This window comes from Streptomyces sp. NBC_01006, from assembly GCF_045162725.1.
Classification (GTDB): domain Bacteria; phylum Actinomycetota; class Actinomycetes; order Streptomycetales; family Streptomycetaceae; genus Streptomyces.
In genome coordinates this window covers 6802605-6820618 of the sequence record NZ_CP108700.1, presented here as the reverse complement: position 1 = coordinate 6820618, position 18014 = coordinate 6802605, and the positions used below count along the sequence as shown (strand labels likewise).

20 protein-coding genes are annotated in these 18014 nt (G+C 66.2%); 12 read left to right on the top strand and 8 right to left on the bottom strand.

Annotation, left to right across the window (positions count from 1 at the left end; all coding sequences use genetic code 11):
• Positions 1-15: 15 nt before the first annotated feature.
• Both OG509_RS30955 and OG509_RS30950 read right to left on the bottom strand, forming a co-directional pair.
• On the bottom strand, positions 16-444 hold the full coding sequence (locus tag OG509_RS30955) for a nitroreductase family deazaflavin-dependent oxidoreductase (RefSeq protein WP_406185904.1): 429 nt from the start codon (positions 442-444) through the stop codon (positions 16-18).
• A 112-nt stretch (positions 445-556) separates the two neighbouring features.
• On the bottom strand, positions 557-1132 hold the full coding sequence (locus OG509_RS30950; RefSeq protein ID WP_406185903.1) for an NADPH-dependent FMN reductase: 576 nt from the start codon (positions 1130-1132) through the stop codon (positions 557-559).
• Positions 1133-1253: 121 nt separating this feature from the next.
• On the opposite strand from OG509_RS30950, the gene OG509_RS30945 reads away from it, so the two are divergent.
• Positions 1254-1817, top strand: a complete 564-nt coding sequence (locus tag OG509_RS30945) for a MarR family winged helix-turn-helix transcriptional regulator (RefSeq protein WP_406185902.1) — start codon at positions 1254-1256, stop codon at positions 1815-1817.
• A 20-nt stretch (positions 1818-1837) separates the two neighbouring features.
• Here OG509_RS30945 and OG509_RS30940 read toward each other — a convergent pair whose 3' ends face one another.
• Positions 1838-3673 (bottom strand): glycoside hydrolase family 15 protein, encoded by a 1836-nt coding sequence (locus OG509_RS30940; RefSeq protein ID WP_406185901.1) that lies wholly within the window; start codon positions 3671-3673, stop codon positions 1838-1840.
• A gap of 119 nt (positions 3674-3792) precedes the next feature.
• On the bottom strand, positions 3793-3894 hold the full coding sequence (locus OG509_RS30935; RefSeq protein ID WP_406187727.1) for a hypothetical protein: 102 nt from the start codon (positions 3892-3894) through the stop codon (positions 3793-3795).
• A 146-nt stretch (positions 3895-4040) separates the two neighbouring features.
• On the opposite strand from OG509_RS30935, the gene OG509_RS30930 reads away from it, so the two are divergent.
• The 4 genes from OG509_RS30930 (at position 4041) to OG509_RS30915 (ending at position 6275) form a co-directional block, all read left to right on the top strand.
• Complete coding sequence (locus OG509_RS30930) at positions 4041-4694, top strand: TetR/AcrR family transcriptional regulator (protein WP_406185900.1); 654 nt, start codon at positions 4041-4043, stop codon at positions 4692-4694.
• A gap of 100 nt (positions 4695-4794) precedes the next feature.
• Complete coding sequence (locus tag OG509_RS30925) at positions 4795-5262, top strand: ester cyclase (protein ID WP_406185899.1); 468 nt, start codon at positions 4795-4797, stop codon at positions 5260-5262.
• A 50-nt stretch (positions 5263-5312) separates the two neighbouring features.
• Positions 5313-5888 carry an NADPH-dependent FMN reductase gene (locus OG509_RS30920; protein ID WP_406185898.1) on the top strand — a complete coding sequence of 192 codons (576 nt, stop codon included), beginning with the start codon at positions 5313-5315 and terminating at the stop codon, positions 5886-5888.
• Positions 5889-5909: 21 nt separating this feature from the next.
• A complete protein-coding gene (locus tag OG509_RS30915; RefSeq protein ID WP_406185897.1) occupies positions 5910-6275 on the top strand; it encodes a nuclear transport factor 2 family protein in 366 nt (121 codons plus the stop codon).
• On the opposite strand, the gene OG509_RS30910 is transcribed toward OG509_RS30915, so the two are convergent.
• The gene (locus OG509_RS30910; RefSeq protein ID WP_406185896.1) at positions 6272-7486 is read right to left on the bottom strand and encodes an alpha/beta hydrolase family protein; all 1215 of its coding nucleotides are present in this window, start codon (positions 7484-7486) and stop codon (positions 6272-6274) included. The two genes, OG509_RS30915 and OG509_RS30910, sit on opposite strands and share 4 nt — an antisense overlap.
• Before the next feature lie 91 nt (positions 7487-7577).
• On the opposite strand from OG509_RS30910, the gene OG509_RS30905 reads away from it, so the two are divergent.
• Complete coding sequence (locus OG509_RS30905; RefSeq protein WP_406185895.1) at positions 7578-8171, top strand: TetR/AcrR family transcriptional regulator; 594 nt, start codon at positions 7578-7580, stop codon at positions 8169-8171.
• Positions 8172-8225: 54 nt separating this feature from the next.
• Here the strand turns inward: OG509_RS30905 and OG509_RS30900 are convergent, their stop codons facing one another.
• Positions 8226-8756, bottom strand: coding sequence for an EF-hand domain-containing protein (locus tag OG509_RS30900; protein WP_406185894.1), 531 nt, complete (start codon positions 8754-8756; stop codon positions 8226-8228).
• Between the two features lie 148 nt (positions 8757-8904).
• On the opposite strand from OG509_RS30900, the gene OG509_RS30895 reads away from it, so the two are divergent.
• The 6 genes from OG509_RS30895 to OG509_RS30870 all read left to right on the top strand — a co-directional run bounded on the left by OG509_RS30895 (position 8905) and on the right by OG509_RS30870 (position 15579).
• Entirely contained in the window at positions 8905-10047 is a 1143-nt protein-coding gene (locus OG509_RS30895) for a methyltransferase domain-containing protein (RefSeq protein WP_406185893.1), read from the top strand.
• A 237-nt stretch (positions 10048-10284) separates the two neighbouring features.
• Complete coding sequence (locus OG509_RS30890) at positions 10285-11328, top strand: hypothetical protein (RefSeq protein ID WP_406185891.1); 1044 nt, start codon at positions 10285-10287, stop codon at positions 11326-11328.
• Between the two features lie 41 nt (positions 11329-11369).
• Positions 11370-12380, top strand: coding sequence for a TauD/TfdA family dioxygenase (locus OG509_RS30885; RefSeq protein WP_406185889.1), 1011 nt, complete (start codon positions 11370-11372; stop codon positions 12378-12380).
• Between the two features lie 217 nt (positions 12381-12597).
• Positions 12598-12813, top strand: coding sequence for a DUF6243 family protein (locus OG509_RS30880; protein WP_406185888.1), 216 nt, complete (start codon positions 12598-12600; stop codon positions 12811-12813).
• 486 nt (positions 12814-13299) lie between these two features.
• Positions 13300-14169, top strand: a complete 870-nt coding sequence (locus OG509_RS30875; protein ID WP_406185887.1) for a hypothetical protein — start codon at positions 13300-13302, stop codon at positions 14167-14169.
• A 291-nt stretch (positions 14170-14460) separates the two neighbouring features.
• The gene (locus OG509_RS30870; RefSeq protein WP_406185886.1) at positions 14461-15579 is read left to right on the top strand and encodes a DUF3644 domain-containing protein; all 1119 of its coding nucleotides are present in this window, start codon (positions 14461-14463) and stop codon (positions 15577-15579) included.
• A gap of 42 nt (positions 15580-15621) precedes the next feature.
• Here OG509_RS30870 and OG509_RS30865 read toward each other — a convergent pair whose 3' ends face one another.
• Positions 15622-16329, bottom strand: a complete 708-nt coding sequence (locus OG509_RS30865; protein WP_406185885.1) for a hypothetical protein — start codon at positions 16327-16329, stop codon at positions 15622-15624.
• A gap of 31 nt (positions 16330-16360) precedes the next feature.
• Positions 16361-17827, bottom strand: coding sequence for a hypothetical protein (locus tag OG509_RS30860; RefSeq protein WP_406185884.1), 1467 nt, complete (start codon positions 17825-17827; stop codon positions 16361-16363).
• Positions 17828-18014: the final 187 nt, after the last annotated feature.

The window sequence follows — 18014 nt, the reverse complement described above, 5'->3', positions numbered from 1 at the left end:
TGACAGGGGTGTGGGCTACGCCCGCCGGAGTTCGAGGACGGGAATGACGCGGATTCCGGCAGTCTTGCGGGCGTACTCGGCGAAGCCGGGGTAACGCCGCGCCTGCTCGTCGTAGATGCGGTCGCGTTCGGCGCCGGTCAGTTCGTGGACGGTCACCTGGTAGGTCGCGGTGCCGCGTTCGATGGTGCCCTCACCGGCGGCGGTCAGGTTGCGGTACCAATCCGGATTCGTGGGTGCTCCGCCCTTGCTCGCGAACACGTAGACGATGTCCGGATCGGTGTCGTGCGCGAGGTACATCATCGGGCTGACGTGCTCCTGCCCGCTCTTGCGGCCGCGGTGATGGACGATGACCAGCGGAGCGCCCTCGAAGATCCCGCCGACCCTGCCCTCGTTCGCCCGGAACTCTGCGATGGTCTGCGCGTTCCGGTCGAGTTCTTCGCTCATGTCTGACTCCTGGTTGCTTCGGGGCCGAGGCGGGCCCGGTGATCCCTTCCACCAGGCAGGTGAGGAGGCATCACCGGCGCCGCAAATGGGTGAACAGAGCCCGGCGGGCGGCTCAGACTGCGGCGGCCGAGGCCATGCGCAGCGGTGCGAGCGCGGCGCTCCAGGCGATGACCTGGTCGAGCATCGTGTCCAGGGCGGACAGGTTGTGGGCGCCGGGCTTGAAGACGCTGAAGTTCTCGAATTCGGTGATCATCGAGAGTGCCACCTGCTGGCGTACGTCGGCCATCCGGAGCTCGGCGGCGACCGCACGCAGGTGCTCGACGGCACGGACACCGCCGACCCCGCCGTAGGACACGAAGCCGACCGCTTTGTTGTTCCACTCGGCGTAGAGGAAGTCGATGGCGTTCTTCAGTACGCCTGGGATGCCGTGGTTGTACTCGGGTGTCACGATGACGAACCCGTCGAACGACGCGATCTTGGCAGCCCATTGCCTGGTGTGCTCGTGCTGGTACTGGCCGAGCATGGGTGACAGCGGCTCGTCGAGGTGCGGCAGGGGGTGGTCGCGGAGGTCGATGAGCTCGAACGTGGCGTCGTCGCGGCGCGAGGCGGTGTCGAGCACCCACTTCGCGACCTGTTCGCCGTTGCGGTTGGGGCGGGTGCTGCCGAGGATGATGCCGATCTTGAGCATGACGGTTGCCTTCTCATCTGCGGCGCTTCGTCGCGCAAGTGCGCAGAAGTGCGCTGTCTGATAGATCGTATGTCGCGCAGATGATCTGTCCAACAATGTATGGGCGCGTATCATTCCTGTCATGAGCGCCGGGACACCGATCACGCCGATCACGCCGATTGCGCCGATCACGGCGACGCCGCCGGTCGCCGACGGTGTCGACGTCGCGGGGGACTTCGGCCTCTCCCTCCTCGTCCTGATGCGCGCGTACGGGACCGTCGTCGCGTCGGTCCTCGGTGACGTCCCGCAGGGCGCCCGCGGCTACCAGACGCTCGCCGTCGTCGTCCGAGGTGACCAGCAGAATCAGCTCGCCCTGGCCACGTACCTGGGGATCGACCGCACGGTGATGACCTACCTGATCGACGACCTCGTCACGGCCGGCCTGGTCGAGCGCCGGCTCAACCCCGCCGATCGGCGCCAGCGCAGGATCGTCGCCACCGCCCTGGGTGTCGACACCCTCCGGGACCTGCAGCGGCAGGTACGGGAAGCCGAGGACCGGCTCCTTGAGTCGCTCGATGAGCATGAGCGCCAGGCGTTCCGGACCCTGCTCGGCCGGATCGCCTGCGACGTCCGGGACATGGACTTGACCGCCGCCCCCTGCGATGTCACCCCCGACCCGTGCGACGTCACCGAACCCGGGTCCTGAACCCACCTGGTGATGGCGCGTCAGCCCAGCGCGCGGTCGAGGTTGAAGGCGGCGCTGATCAGGGAGAGGTGGGTGAAGGCCTGGGGGAAGTTGCCCAGCTGTTCTCCGGTCGGGCCGATCTCCTCGGCGAACAGACCGAGGTGGTTGGCGTAGGTGAGCATCTTCTCGAAGGCGAGCCTGGCCTCCTCCAGCCGGCCGGCGCGGGCGAGCGCCTCCACGTACCAGAAGGAGCAGATCGAGAAGGTGCCCTCGGGGCCGTGCAGGCCGTCCGGGCTGGCGGTCGGGTCGTAGCGGTAGACCAGCGAGTCGGAGACCAGGTCCGCGGTGAGGGCGTCCAGTGTGGAGAGCCACTTGGGGTCGGTGGGCGAGACGAACTTGGCCATCGGCATCATCAGCAGCGAGGCGTCCAGCTCACCGCCGTCCAGGGCCTGGACGAACGCGCCCCGCTGCGCCGACCAGCCGCGCCGCATGATCTGCCGGTAGATCGCGTCCCGGGATTCCCCCCAGCGGGTCAGGTCCGCCGGCAGACCGCGGCGGTTCGCCATGCGCATCGCGCGCTCCAGCGCCACCCAGCACATCAGCCGCGAGTACACGAAGTTCCGCCGGCCCGCGCGGGTCTCCCAGATTCCCTCGTCGGGCTGGTCCCAGTGCTCGCAGAGCCAGTCCACCACGGCACCGACCTCGTCCCAGCGGTCACTGCTGATCGGCTGCCCCCACTTGTCGTAGAGGTAGATCGAGTCGATCAGCGCACCGTAGATGTCCAGCTGGAGCTGGCCGGTGGCGGCGTTGCCCACCCGGACCGGTGCGGAGCCGAGGTATCCCTCCAGGTGCGGAAGTTCGTACTCGGGCAGGTCGGTGCGCCCGTCGATGCCGTACATGATCTGCAACGGGCCGCTCTCCCCCGTGCCCCGCAGGATGCCCCGCTCGGAGAGGAACCCCATGAACGCCTCGGCCTCCGAGGTGAACCCCAGGCGCAGCATCGCGTAGACGCAGAAGGCGGCGTCGCGGACCCAGACATAGCGGTAGTCCCAGTTGCGCGCGCCGCCGATCTGCTCGGGCAGGCTCGTGGTCGGTGCGGCGACGATCGCACCGGTCGGCGCGTAGGTGAGCAGCTTCAGCACCAGCGCGGAGCGGTTCACCATCTCCCGCCACCGCCCGTGGTAGCGCGAACGGGCCAGCCAGTGGCGCCAGTAGCGGACGGTCGCCTCGGCCTGCTCCTGCGCCTCGGCGCGCGGACACGACCGGGGCGGGACGTCGTCGCCGATCCGGTCGAGGGCGAACACGTGGGACTCGCCCTGAAGGAGCTTGAAGTGCGACCACACGTCCAGGCCGTCGCTCTCCAGGGGTGCGGTGGCGTTCAGCGCGAGCGTCAGTGACGGGGAGCGGAACACCGCCACGTGGCCTTCGAGGTGCGTGGTGTGCGCCTCGGTGCCGTAGCCGAAGCGGGGGGCGATCCGCGCCCTGAAGGGGAGGGTTCCGCGGACGCAGATCACCCGCCGGATCAGCCGGTGGCGGGCCGCCTCGCGCGACTCGTCGACCACGGGCATGAAGTCCTGTATCTCCGCCACCCCGTCCGCGGCGAAGAACCGCGTGATCAGGACGTTCGTGTCGGGGAAGTAGAACTGCCTGGTGCGGGTCGGGACCTCGGCGGCCAACTGGAACGACCCGCCCCGGTCGGCGTCGAGGATGGCCCCGAACACGCTGGGCGCATCGAAGCGCGGGCAGCAGTACCAGTCGATGGTGCCGTCCGTGCCGACCAGGGCGGTGGTACGAAGGTCGCCGATCAGGCCGTGTTCGGAGATCGGGGTGTAGCGGCAGCCGTCCGCCTGCTCGAAACCAGTCGTGCCGAACGCCATACCGGCCTCCTGCCGCTGCGGCCCGGGCCTGGAGATGAAGCCTCGCTCTCATGCTAGACCGGTACTCGAAGCGGGGTCCGACGAGGCCGAGAACCCTCCTCATCGCGGGCCGGCCCGGGTCAGTGATCGGCGGCGGGCGCGATCTGCCGCATGAGGCTGATCAGGTCCGGGGCGACCCACTCCTCGGCGATCTTGTCGCCCTCGATGCGGTAGACCTCGATGCTTCCGAAGCCGACCTGCCGGCCCGTGGCCCCGATCTGCTGGAACGCGGACTTCGATCTTCAGGTCGGGGAAGGCGTCCTTCATCGCCTGCGCGCCCAGGCGCCAGACGTCGCGGCAAGGTCAAGGTTCGGGCGAGCACTTGACAATGAAGTCAAGCAGTCGCTTGAGTTCTATCGTGAGGCCAGAGAAAACGGACCTTCGCCGCGAGGCCGGTCAGCGAACGCGGGACGATCTGCTGGCGGCTACCCTTGAGCTGCTCGCACAGCGGGGACAGGAAGGGGTGACCCTCCGCGAGATCACCCAGAGCGCCGGAGCCAACGTCGCCGCGGTGAGTTACCACTTCGGATCGCTGAAGGCGCTGTGTGATGTGGCGATCGAGCACGCGCTGGAGCGGTACCTGGACGCGCAGATCCGGGAGCTCGACGCTCTGCCGGGAAGCGCGACGCTGAGCGAGCTGGCCGAGGCCTTCGCGCGGCCGATGCTGAGCGCCCTCGTGGCCGGGGGGCCGGATCTCGCCGTGATACGGACCGTGGCGCGGGTGGGGATCGATCCGCCCGAAGGGTGGGAGAGACTGGCCGGGAAGTTCGAGCAGGCCCGACGGCAGGCGGTGCGGGTACTGGCGGCGAACCTTCCCGAGGTCGACGAGCGGGAGCTCGTCTTCCGTGTCCGCTGTGCGGCCGGGATGCTGAACTGGCTCGCGGTGGCACCCATCGGGGCCGAGCTGGGCGCCGAGCCCGCCGAGCGGGTGGAGCGGATGCTCATCCCCGTGGTGGCCGGGGCGCTTCAAGGAGTCCGGTAAGCGCGCGATGATTTCAATCGCTTGCTTGACAAGACGGCCGCTCCCTCCTCACAATTTAAATCAAAGGTTTGAATGGATTCTCTCAACACGGGAGGGCACCATGAGCACCGACGCGGAAACCGTGGTCCGGGCGGCGTACCGAGCAGCCGAGGGCAGCGTCCTGGACGTACAGGGCTTCAATGACCTGTTCGCCGAGGACGGCGTCTTCAACAACGTCGTCGCCGGCGAGAGCTACCGCGGTGAGCACCTTGGCGACCTGGTCGCCTTCATGGGAGCACTCGCCCCCGACGTACACCGCGAACTGCACCGATTCCACGTCATGGGCAACATCGTCACCGTCGAGCTGACGATCCAGGGCACCTTCACCGGCCCGTTCGAAACACCCGCCGGCACCATCCGGCCGACCGGCGCGAAGCTCAACATCCCCACCGCCGACTTCTGGTACGTGGAGAACGGGAAGATCAAGGAGTTCAACTGCTACGTCGGGCTCAGCATCATGCTCGCCCAGCTCGGCGTGCAGCCCGACTTCGCCTCCGCCGTCACGGCGTCGACCGCCGTACCGAGCTGACCGAACCGCCCGAGCGCACACGCAGGGCACTACGGAGAGGCAGGCCAACCATGCCCACCATCGGCATCATCCTCGGCAGTACGCGGCCCAACCGTGTCGGAGACCAGGTGGCGCGCTGGGTCCTCGACCACGCCTCGCGCCGGACCGACGCCGCCTTCGAGCTGCTCGACCTGCGCGACCACCCCCTCCCCCACCTCGACGAGCCGATGCCGCCGTCCTTCGGCCAGTACGAGAACGAGCACACCCGGCGCTGGGCCCGGGCCATCGCCTCGTACGACGGATTCGTCATCGTCACCCCCGAGTACAACCACGGCGTCCCCGGCGTGCTGAAGAACGCCCTGGACTACCTCTACGCCGAGTGGAACAACAAGGCCCTCGGCCTGGTCTCCTACGGGGCCGCCGGCGGCGCACGCTCCGCCGAACAACTACGCCTGGTCGCCGCCGAACTCCAGATGGCCGACGTACGCCAGCAAGTCACGCTCTCCCTGCACACCGAATTCGAGAACTTCAGCGTCTTCAAGCCCGGCGACCACAACCTCCATGCGCTGAACACCATGCTCGACCAGGTCATCGCCTGGACCTCGGCTCTCGCCCCGCTACGGACGGCCCCGGCCGTCGCGAACTGACCCACACGAACGGACTCCACCATGACCAGATCTGCCGCCGATCTGATGCGAGTCAACCTCCTTGAGGTGTTCAACGAACCCGACCCGGATCGCCGGGCCGCGGTCATCGCCGAGAACTACGCCGAAGACGTGGTGTGGCACGAACCGGACCGCATCAACCGTGGGCGCGCGGACTTCACGCGCCGCGCCACCGAGTTGCTCGCCGAGACCCCGGACTGGGTCTTCCGACCCGCGGGCGCGGCGTCGGAGCTCGACGACATCGGCCACCTCGGTTTCCGGTACGGCCCGGCCGACGGTCAACCGCCGCTGATCAGCGGCATGGACATCGCCCGCACCAGGGACGGCGTCATCATCGAGCTCTACACGATCGTCACGGACACCCCCTAGGCCGCGAGGGTGGTGTCGAGCCAGTCGTAGATGCGGGCGAGGGCCAGGCGCATGGCGCCGGGGTGGCAGTGAGCGCCGGCGCCTTCCTCGGCGGTGAACAGCATCAGGGTCTTGGGGCAGGTCAGGTGCTCGTAGAGCTGCTCGGGCTGGCCCTTGAAGAACTCGTCCTCGGCGGCGTCGCACACGAGGGTGGGGCACTGGATCAGCTCGGCGATGCCGCCGTCAAGGGTGTAGTCGAGGTAGGAGGCGCTGAAGGCCCGGGGGGTTTCGACGCCCATCACGTACATGCCGTGGTTGATCGCCCAGCGTGCGGTGGCGTCCTGGGTCGTGATCTGCTCGAAGCGTGCGTCGAGTTCGGGGGCGGAGTCCGCGCGCAGGAGCCGTTCGGCCTCGTCGCGGTCGCCGGGAATGTGGCGGGTGGATATCTGGCCGAGGTCGTAGACGCCGTCGACGGCGATCAGGGCGGCGAGGCGGTGCTCGAACGCGGCCGCCCTGGGGGCGAGTACGCCGCCCATGCTGCTCCCGAGGAGTGCGATGCGGCTGTTGTCGACCTCGGGGAGGGTTTCGGCGAAATCGATGACCGGGGTGATGACGTTCTCCCAGTCCGGGCGGAAGACCAGGCCCTGGTGGTGGCGGGGGCCGGGCTGCCCCGGGCCGTCGAAGGTCAGGACGGTGTACCCGCGCTCCACGGCGGCCAGCGCGCCGCTGAAGTGGAGTTCCTCGGCGGTGCCGTCGAAACCGCTGTGCATGATCAGGGTCGGGCGGGGGGTGCCGGTGTCGTCGGCCCGGTAGAGGTAGCCGGGGAGGGTGGTGTCCTCGTAGGGGATGCGGACCGGTTCGATGCGCGGGGTGTGGAGCGCGGCCGCGGCCTGGAAGCAGGCCACGCTGCGATCGTAGGCGTGGTCGTGGCGGGGGTCGCACGGGTGGCCGTGCTGGAAGAACTCCGCCGAACGATAGTAGTTCGAGGCGCGCAGGAATCCGTCCCGGGCGCTGATGGCGTGGCCCGCCTCCAGGGCCCGCTGGGCTTCGGCGGCCACCCGGTCGGCGGTCGCCGTCCACTCCTCGTGCCAGCTGTCGTAGTCGCCTTCCTTGATGCGCTCGGCGGTGGAGACGACCTCGCCGAAGTCGGCGCCGCCGTAGGCGATGTGGCTCATCGAGCGCAGGGTCTCGTACCAGAACTGGGGGTTGTCGGGGAACAGCAGCGGTTTCATCACACTCTCCTTAAGCACAGATCTGTGCGTACGGCAGGACTGTAGACCCGGTGGGCGCGATTAAGCAAATAGTTGTGCTTACGATGTGGGAGTGACTTCGAAACAACCGGCCCCGCGCCTGCGCAAGAGCCCCGAACAGGTCCGCTCGGCCGTCCACCAGGCCGTCATCGACCTGCTCTCCGACCCCGAGGGGGCGGATCTGACCATCCCCGCGGTCGCGCAGCGTGCCGGGGTGAACCACACCAGCGTCTACCGGCGCTGGGGCAGCCGGGAGGCGCTCCTGGCCGACGTGGTCGTCACCCGCCTCGAACGGGACTGGCCCCTGGCCGACACCGGTACCCTGCGCGGCGATCTGACGGCGTGGGCCGAATCGGGAGTCGCGAGCATCCGTACGCCCGAAGGGCGACTGCTCATCCGCGCCGTCGCCCTGTCGATGCCGGGCAGCGCCACGGCGCAGGGGGAGCGCGCGCAGCAGTTCGAGCGCCGCATCGGCGCGATCGAGCGCATCCGCGACCGCGCCGCCGCCCGCGGCGAGGTGCCGCCGCCGCTCGACCAGATCCTCGACCAGCTCGTCGCACCGCTCTACCTGCGGGCGATCTTCGGCATCGACCCGCCGGCCTCCGGCTACCCGGAACTCCTCGTGGACCGCCTCCTCGGCGGTACGGCCACGCCGCAGCCGACCTGAGGGCGGAGAGGGGGCCCTGCCGAGCAGGGCCCCCATGTGCGTTCGATCCGGACGTCAGGCCGACTCGCCCGGCAGGGCTCCGACAGGGCTGCCCGAGTCGCCGCCGAGGAGGAAGTCGGTCCAGCCGTTGAGGTACTCCTCGCGCGTGATGCGGCCGTCGCCGTCGGTGTCGAGGATCGCGCGGGCGGCACGTGCCTGCACCGGCTCCAGCCCGAAGGCCAGGAGCAACGCCTCGAACTGCTCGACAGTGGCGATGCCGTCGTCGTCGCCGTCCATGGCGGCGAACTCGGCCGCCAGCCCGGGGGCGAGCCGCTCCTGGAGTCCGGCGCGGCCGCCGTAGGCCCCGGCCATCGCCCGACGGAACTCGTCGCGGCTGATCACGCCGTCGAAGTCGGTGTCGGCGTGCTCGCGCAGGATGGTCCAGCAGCGCCGCCACTCCTTCAGCAGCGCTTCTTCCTTGGCCGAAGACACGACTCCGGCGGCCTGCGCAATCCTTTCTGCGAGGGTGGTGAAGTCCTTCTCTTCGAGGACCCCGTTGGCGTTGGCGTCGAGGAGGTCGAAGGTGCGGTCGTAGCGGCTGGTCACGAGGAGGTTCTCCGCTCGGATGCGAGGACGAGTGCGCCGTAGTGCGCCGGGGCGCAGTCCGGCTCACTACGGTTGGTACTGGGTCGACTGCGGAGTGCAGTGTCGCGCTCGCCCCTTGATCACCAGATCCGGAATGAGATCCTCCGCCATGACGACGCAGGTCACGACGTCCCCCCTGCAGGGTGACGAATCCTCCGAACGGGCCGCGCGGCCGTTCGACATCCTCGGCAAGGCGTACGAGGAAACGTATGCTCGCCCTCCCGAACAACTGGCCGCCATCGACTGGCTGCTGGCCCGGCTGCCCGAGCGGGCGAGGGTGATGGACATCGGCTCCGGCACCGGCCGCCCGACCGCGGACCTGATCGCGGCGGCCGTGCACCGGGTGACCGGCTACGACGTGTCCGCCACGATGGTCGACCTCGCGCGCACCCAGGTCCCGGCCGCCCTGTTCGAACGAGCCGACGTCCGCACACTGCCCGAGACTCCCGGGCAGTGGGACGCCGTCACCGCGTTCTTCCCGCTGCTGCAGATGCCGCGGGCGGACCTCGACGCCACGCTCGCGCGCATCGCCGACTGGCTCGCGCCGGGCGGGCTCTTCGTCTTCGCGACGGTGCCCTTCGACGCCGAGGACGAGGAGATCCAGTGGACGGGCCAGACCATCCGCTGCACCAGCTACCCGGCCGAGACGTACGGGAGACTGCTGCGCGGGGCCGGCCTGGAGATCGTGGACCTGTGGCAACTGTGCGCCGACCTGGTCGCTCAGCGGCGCAGCCGGCCGCAGGACGACCTCACCACCGCGTGGATCGCCTACCGCCATCAGGAGGGCGTACCGCTGACCGATGCCGAGATCGCCTCCACGCTCATGGAGGTCCTCACCACCAACGCCGAGACCCTCGCCCTCCTCGTCACCACCGCCCTGCAGCACCTCCTGTCCGGGGACGGCTACCTCCGGCTCGTCCGGCACCCTGACGAAACACCGGCGGCCATCGAGGAGACCCTGCGCCTGGACCCGCCCCTGATCGGCTGGCTCCGCACCACCACCCGCCCCCTGACCCTCGCCGGCACCGATCTCCCTCGGGGCGCCCGCCTCCTGCTGCTCATGCACTCGGCCGGGCACGACGGGGCCCGTGAAACACATGCCCACCGCTCCCTCGACTCCTTCGACTCCTTCGACTCCTTCGACCATCGGCGCACCGACGCGCCCCCACCCTCGCCTTCGGAGCCGGCATCCACTACTGCCCCGGTGCCCAGTACACGCTCCTCGTCGCCCACCACGCCCTGGCAGCGCTGACCCGCGTACTGCCCGGCCTCACGCTCACCGCCACGACACCGGCGCCCCGCCCGGCCAGCCTGATCCTGCGCCGACCCGTGGGGCTCCACGCCAGCTGGTAGAACACGAATGGTCTTGCGGATCAGGTTTCGTGTGGAGTGTTCGTGGCGAAGTACTTCCACCATGGGCTTATCACCGGTTGCCGGTCATCCTGCTGTCGCTGTCTTCCGAGAGCCCCGAGGCGGGCGGCCCGTCCCGGTGCTGGGCCCACGGGTCGATGCCGAGGCGAAGCGGACCGCGCGCGTGCTCGCCGGGGTGTCGAGCCATGCCAGACCTGCCGAGCGCAGCCTCGCGCTACGGCAGGCCGCCACGATCACCGGCGAGTTGGCGGCCGCGCTGTCAGATCTGGCTCCGGCCCAGGTCGGTGAGGAACTGCCGGCGGAGTCGACCAGTCAGTCGTACTTCCGGGTCCGTGAGGGGGAACTGACGGATCAGCAGGCTGCCCTGCACGGTGTCATGGTCATCCACCGCGGTCTGGAAGACCTCTGTGATGCTCCGCTGTCGGGTTCCGACCTGGCGCTGGAGGTCACCGGGATGCGGCAGTCGGTGCTCGACCTCACCGGCGCGGCGCCAGGCGCCGACCCTGACCCCGTCCCGCCGGTGGCCGTCCCCGAGGCCGGTGCGGGATCGTCGTTGGAGAGCGTGTGGAGTGCCCGGTGGCTCATCGGTCACCAGGTCCATGTCCTGTTCAACGTCTGCGCCGCAGTCGCCGTGGCCGACGCCACCCACCATCTGCGGCACGGCGACAGTGACGTCGCGCTCACGCGGCTGGCCGATGCGACGGCGTACGTGCGCGGCTTCCCCGCGGCGATGGCCCACGCCAGTACGGTCCCGGCCGACTACTACATGGCGGCGATACGCCACACCATGGCGCCTCCGTCGGTGGACGTCCCGTTGAGCGGGCGCCAACATCGCGGATACAAGCTGTTCCGGGCGGCGATGAAGGACCTGCTGTCCGTGGTTCCCGATTCCTACGAGCACTTGGCAGCCCGCGCCCCGGAGCTGGCCGAGGCACGGGGCGCTCTCCTGGAAGCCGACATCGTGGACGGTGAACGGCACGTCACCCTCGCGTACTCGATGGTGCATCTGCGTCGTTCCATCGCCCAGAAGCCCGAAGGCCCCGACAACGCGGTCGCCGAACTACGGCTCATGCGCCATCGCCGCGCAGCCCAGTACGCCTCGCTGATGCGATTCGGGGACCACTACGTCGCCGACGCCGTGGCCGGCCTGCGCCACTCGTGAGTCCGCGCGTCCGCCGCCCACTCCCACGGCAGGAGACCCCGATGCCCGAGACGACGCCCGACACCACCCGAAGCACCGTCCTCGCCGCAGACCGGGAGCTGGATACGGCGGATGCCGGCACGTGCGAGCGGCTGGCCCGCACCCTGTGCACCCGCGGGCACGACCAGGTCGACAGCCCCGAGTGGGTGGCCCGGGCCCGGGACGCCTGGGAAGACCTTCCGCCACTGCTGCGCCGTGAGGTACGCCGGTTCAGAAGGCATTCCGGCCCGCACGGCACCTTGGTGATCCGCGGCCTGCCCGTCGATCAAGGGGCCCTGCCCGCGACACCGACCGTACCCGGCTCGGTCCAGCGCCGGGCCACCGTCTCGGCGGCGGTGCTCACCATGGTGGCATGCGGGCTCGGCGAGCCCCTCGCCTACCTGGCGGAGAAATCCGGCGCCCTCGTGCAGGACGTCGTGCCCGTGCCCGGGCAGGAGACCTTCCACGGCAACGCCGGATCGGTGCCGCTGTCCTTCCACACCGAGAACGGCTTCCACCCCCACCCACCCGACTATGTGGTCTTCCTGTGCCTGCGTGCCGACCACGACCGGATCGCGGGCATGCGCGTCGCCGGCATCCGCCAAGCACTGCCGCTCCTCACTCCGGCCGACCGCCAGGCCCTGTTCGCAGCGGAGTTCATCACCACACCGCCACCCTCCTTCGGCCCCGACGCCGCCGCGACCGAGTCCGATGTCCAGCCCCGACCGGTGCTGTCGGGAGCGGTCGAGGATCCCGACATCCGCATGGCCCAACTCGTGACCACCCCGCTCACCCCTCGGGCGGCAGCGGCGCTGGCCGAATTCGGCCGCGCCTGCGAGGCGACCGCCCGCACCCTGCGCCTGACACCCGGCGACCTGGTCGTCATCGACAACCGCGTCACCGTGCACGGCCGCACCGCCTTCCACCCTCGGTACGACGGCGCAGACCGCTGGCTGCAACGCACCTACGTCACCACCGACCTGCGCCGCTCCCGCGACCACCGCCCCCAGGACGGCCACGTACTCGCCCGCTGACCAGCCACATCGTCGCCTCGGGGCCGGCCGCGGACCAGCCCGCTGCGAAAGGGTTGGTGAGCGGGGCCGACGGAACCGGGTACCGTCTTTGTCATGTTCTTCCAGAGGCCGATTTACGAGTGAGGGCGTGATGGGCCCCTGCTGACGTCCTTCGACGTCGCCGCCCGTCCCCCACCGATAATCCGTAGATCACTTCACATCATTACCGGGAGAACCCATGACCGTGAGCAAGAACATCAACAACCCCGTGGGCCAAGGCGGCGGCCAGCGCAAGAGGCTGTCCCGCGCCGAACGGCAGAACAACGGCCCGCACCGCAACCTCGACCGCCAGGGTGCCGCCGACCAGAAGGCGGAGCTGGTGCGCAAGATGCGCGAGAAGGCAGCCGCAGCCGACGGCGCCGTGCAGGCGGACGACGACACCGCACAGAACTGACGCACCGCCGCCTCAGGGCGGCACAGCACGGGGCATGGAAAAGGCCGTTCTCCCACGTATGAGAGAACGGCCTCCGACCTGCGTAAACGCTGGTCGGGACGACAGGATTTGAACCTGCGACCCCTTGACCCCCAGTGGCTGACACCCAGTCCCCACCGTCCGTCCAGTCCGCAGAGTCGACCAAACATCCAGGTCAGAGACATGTGTCCCGGTGTGCGGGTTGGGGTGCGTGACAAATCGGTGATACGCCAGGGCTCGGTTCTGGTGTGCCCCACAAGGGCACCTGGGCTTCTAGGAAGCCGGCGTGCGCGCCGATCGGCTACTTGATCATCCGCAGTGTTGCGCATGCCTCGTTGATCTACAGGGCCCTCCAGTGGCATCGCGGACCGGCGCATCGAATCTGCTCGTAGGGGCAGATCATCAGCCTGCGCCGCGCTACCGTTACTTCCCGGTGACCTTGAGTGGTGGCCCGCAGGAGGGGGACGGATGCACAACGGTGCTCGCAAGAAGACGGTTAACCCCAGCGCGTACCTGGCTCTCGTTGAGGCCCTGACGCTGATCTTCTGGAACAAGAAGCCGTTTGAGCTGTACCTCCGAGGGATGCTGCAAGACCACAGCGAGCTGTTGGCACGGCTGGACTTCGGGGCCACCAAACGTGAAGTGTCCGGCCAGGTGGTCAACCTCCTGCGAGCCAACGAAGCTCGCTACCTCGATCTGACCATCGCGCTGATGCTCGACATCACCGCCATGGATACCTTCCCGAACCTGCTGAACCAGGTAGATGGCGACGACATGGTGGCCAAGGCCGCGGCGGCCGTGACGGAGTTGCGTCGCTGGACGGCCAAGCAGCAAGAGGTCATCCAGGAGCACGAAGCGCATGCCGCTGCCATCACGGAGAGCGTCAAGAAGGCGCAAGATGGCCGGGCGTTCGCCCATTCACACGAGGAGCTCAAGCAACAGTTTCTCGTGATGCACTCGGCCGGCGACCCACACAAGCGGGGAACCGCCTTTGAGGGCTTCATCAACGAACTGTTTGCGCTGTACGACCTGGAGCCGCGGGCGTCCTACAGCCTCGATCATGAACAGATCGATGGTGCCTTCTCCTTCAACACGGACCACTACGTGCTCGAAGCCAAGTGGTGGAAGGAGGCCATCGGCCGCAGGGAGCTCGACGTGTATGCCCTGGCCGTCTACAGCTATAGCACGCCCTTCATCACGATGGACGGCAGCGACTTCATGGCCGTTCTCGACCAGCGCATCAGGCTGGACGACCTCCTGGAGCGCAAGAAGGGCCATGCCAGCCAGACGGGACACTGCTACTTGCCGGTGTCCAAGATCTTTTCCGGTTCAGAGTGAGCGCTGAGCCAGCAACCAGCTACTGATCACCACCTGAGGGCACCAGGAGGCCCCAGAGGCCGGGTACGACGGCAACCGGCACTTTGTCATGGAGCGCGAAGCGCTTGCTTCATCGACCTACATGCCCGCTGAGAGGTATCACGCCGCCTGCGCCCTGGCGAAGTGCCCTATGCCAGTGCACTGCCCGACTTATGATCTTGCGCCGTTCCGATCATCTGGGCAATTTGGAAATCTTGCTTGTCTGTGGTTGATCCTGAGTGTGATCCTTCTGCTGGACGAAGGATGTAGCACATGGCAAAAGCCCGTTGGCACCACATGCTCATGGAGTCGCAGCGGCACGCGCTCAAGGCAGTCGATGAGTGGAACTGCTCAAGTGGCAACTACAGCGACTTCCTCACCCACATGCACAAGGCGTGGCACTACCTGCTGCATGCGGAGTTCTACAAGGACAAGATCGAGTACCACTACACGGATCCCAAGACCGGCAAGTACCAGTTGATCGATGGAGAGCCGAAGGCATGGGATCTTGAACGCTGCTTGAGGCAGCGGTATCCCAACTCTGCCGACCCCGTTCGTCTGAACGCCGAACTCTTCGTAGCTCTACGCAACAAGGTGGAGCACCGGTATGAGCACGGGCTGAAGATCGTGACGGGGGGCAAGGCCCAGGCGCTCGTCATGAACTACGAGCAAGAGTTGGTCTCCCACTTTGGCGTTGCGTACAGCCTTTCTGAGCGCCTCCGATTCCCTGTCTCTCTCCAGGCCCTGACTGCTGAAGGACGCGAACAGATTCGGATGGTAGCGGCGAAACTGCCGAAGCCTACCCGTGATCTGGTAGCAAAGTTTGAGGCTGCAATCGACCCGGCTGTGCGTGACGACGTGAAGTACGACTATCGGGTGCGCTTGGTGCCCATCATTGGCTCCAAGACGGACGCTGACCTGGCGATCAACTTCGTCAGGCTCGACGAACTGAGCGATGACGAGCGCAGGATCATGGTCGAGGCGGGCCGGCAGGGAACCGTCATCGTTAGAGATCGGCACGTCGAGGTAGCAGACAAGGACAAGCTCCTACCCAGGCAGGTTGCCTGCCAGGTTGAAGCGCTCGTGCCCTTTGAGTTTCATGTCCAACCCGAGCACACGCAGATGTGGCGACGACTTGGAGTGCGGCCTCCCACGTCGTCCGCCGACCCGTACGACACTGACGCCCGGTACTGCGTATATAACGAGACGTTCAAGAGTTACGCCTACACGCCGGCGTGGGTGAAGCTGATCGTCAAGGAGATCGGCACCGTCACGAAGTACCGTGCCTTCTTTGGGAAGGATCCGCGGATGAAAAACGTGACCGAGTTGCCGAGGCAGGTAAGCAAATGCCCGGAGATGATCGAGGCGAACCCCGAATCCAAGAGCGCTTGAGGCATCGAGCATTTTCCGATCTCCAAGCACCACCCACCTCTATTACTGTTTCGGGGCAGGAGTGGATGGGGGAAGAACCACCGTTGCGCAGCCGAGCTTGTCTGAGCTTTCACCCGACTCGCAGTCCGGGCCATCTTTGTACCCGTGGTCGGGGAACGCCTGGATAGTAAGGTGCGTGGCGTCACCCTTCGCCATCACAAACTCAACTTTTTGCTCGATGTCACCGTTGTCATCAGCGTGAAGCACCGTCCGGTACAACGGGTTGCCCTTGATCGGCACCTTTTCATTGAACGCTTCGGCTTCGACGATGAGCATCTGATTCCCCTTGACGCCGTCAGCGTGAACGGTGAAATTTACTTTCGCCGGTGATCCAGGAACGACCGATACGTTTGTGATGTTGGGTCGACCATGGCCCGTTGCATAGCCTGCCACTCCCCAGATCGCGAGAACCAGTGCTGCAAGGTACGCAGCTACGCCGATACTCAGAAGAACAACCTGCTTAATGTTCCCCTTTTTGTCGTTCTTGAAGAACAGTGTGACGACACTGAGGCCGACTGCTAGTAGCGCAAGGGCTGCGACGCCGACGAACAGACCAATCTCGTTGTTTACCGCTACCAACAGGGAGTGCTGCGAGAGTCCGAAGGCTGCGCTAGCACCTGCGATTGCAACGAAGACACCAGCTAGGATTTTGACGACACTAGCCAAGTCACGATCGAGAACCTCATGCTTTTCAGTTTCCGTTTGCGCCATCACTGCCTCCCATTCAGACGGTGGAGTTGGTTCAGGATGAGCCCCAGTCAATACCGTTGACGCCGTAGGCAATCAACGCTGAGATCCATAGGACGAGGAGAATCACACCAACAACCATTGCCCAGTACTTGTTGACTTCGGTACTTAGGGTTGACGTTTCTCGGACAAGTAGCAGCGAGGCAGCAAGGGCCGCCGGGATCAGGATGACGGCGATATCTGCTCCCGTCATAGTCTCTTTTCCGCCGGCACCAGCCCAGTGAAAAAGGAAGAAGCAGAACGCTAGGAGCGCAGACGCCGTAAGAACGAGGATGACGAATCGGCTTACCGTCGCCGAGTGACTCGATTTCAAGGGAAGGTCTAGCAAAATCCGCTCTGGCCTGCCGGGGTTTCCGTCGTAAAAGGCCAGTAGATCCGGTGTTGCCCGTTTGAAATCAGTTGAGCGACCAAGCGGCGTGCGGCCTTCATCGAGAACCGTCACTTTGGACGCAACAAGCTCCACATTCGCGTCGGATACTCGAACGCTTACATGATTGGATTGAGCGTCCCGGAAGAGCACTAGCTGCTGCTTTGCAGATCTCCGAGCTCTTTCGGTCAGAAGCCCTCGCCGTTCCCAGGTCTTGATCATAAACGGCTCATCTAGAGGGACAGTGCATTCAGCGATGGCATTCCAATGGCTACCACTTACAGCATAGAGTTGCACTAGCTTCTTCGCCGCTTCGACGGTTTCCGCCTTTTTGGAAACTTCCACAAGGAACCTGTTAAGCGTCTCGAAAAGATTCAGCACCCTACCCGAGTTCGACACGTCAACGATCTCCACGTACGGCAAAATCAGAAGCGGATTTTCCGTAACGCTGCTCAAATTTGACGGAACACGATCCGTGACCAGTTTACGCGTTTCGCTTAGAGCGGCACTCCACTCCCTGACCATCTCAATATCGATGGGACCTTTCCGCCAGCCCGGGATTGTCCCTTTGTTCAGGTAGTTGCAAATAAGGATTTCCAGCACATCTGGCGATGGAGCTTCACTCTCGGGCACCAGGAAGTCTTGCCAAGGACTCGTAGCAAAGCTGAAGATCGCCGACAGCAAAGGGTCCAGCTGTGCCGCATCCATTGGTACACCCGCTTCCGCGGCGAGCAGTTGCATGTAATGGACGTGGATATCAGCATGCTCCTTGCGCGTCAGTAGATAACCTTGCCTGTCGGCCACTGTTACACTGAAATCAAGCAAAGGGCCCTTGGGGAAATTTCCGATCGGCAGATAGACTCGTTTCTCTTTTGCGGCACCCTCCTTGATCGATGGAGGTAGCCACGACCTGAGCGGCTTGGCATGGATGGAGCGTTTACGGTCCGACCAGCTGGCACTCGTGAGATCGATTCTTTCCACTGCACGCACACGCCAATCGAGGTCGTCGAGTAGAGCGATCGCCACGCTCTCCGCGTCTTCCTCGTTGAACTGGCCGAAGCCGTTGGCGTTCCCTTCCTCTTTCCCCTCACACATTGGACACTCCTGTCACGTGGGGAGGGTTTCCTCCCCTCTCCACGACTGGCCAGCACGCGAGGACTGCGCACGATAGGCCGGATGGGCTACTTTTTCACGCGAATGGTGGGTACCGTCAGCATTCCCTATTGCACCCCCGACTACAGAGTGTTACGATATGGGGTGTATGGGGGGGAAGCGGTTCATC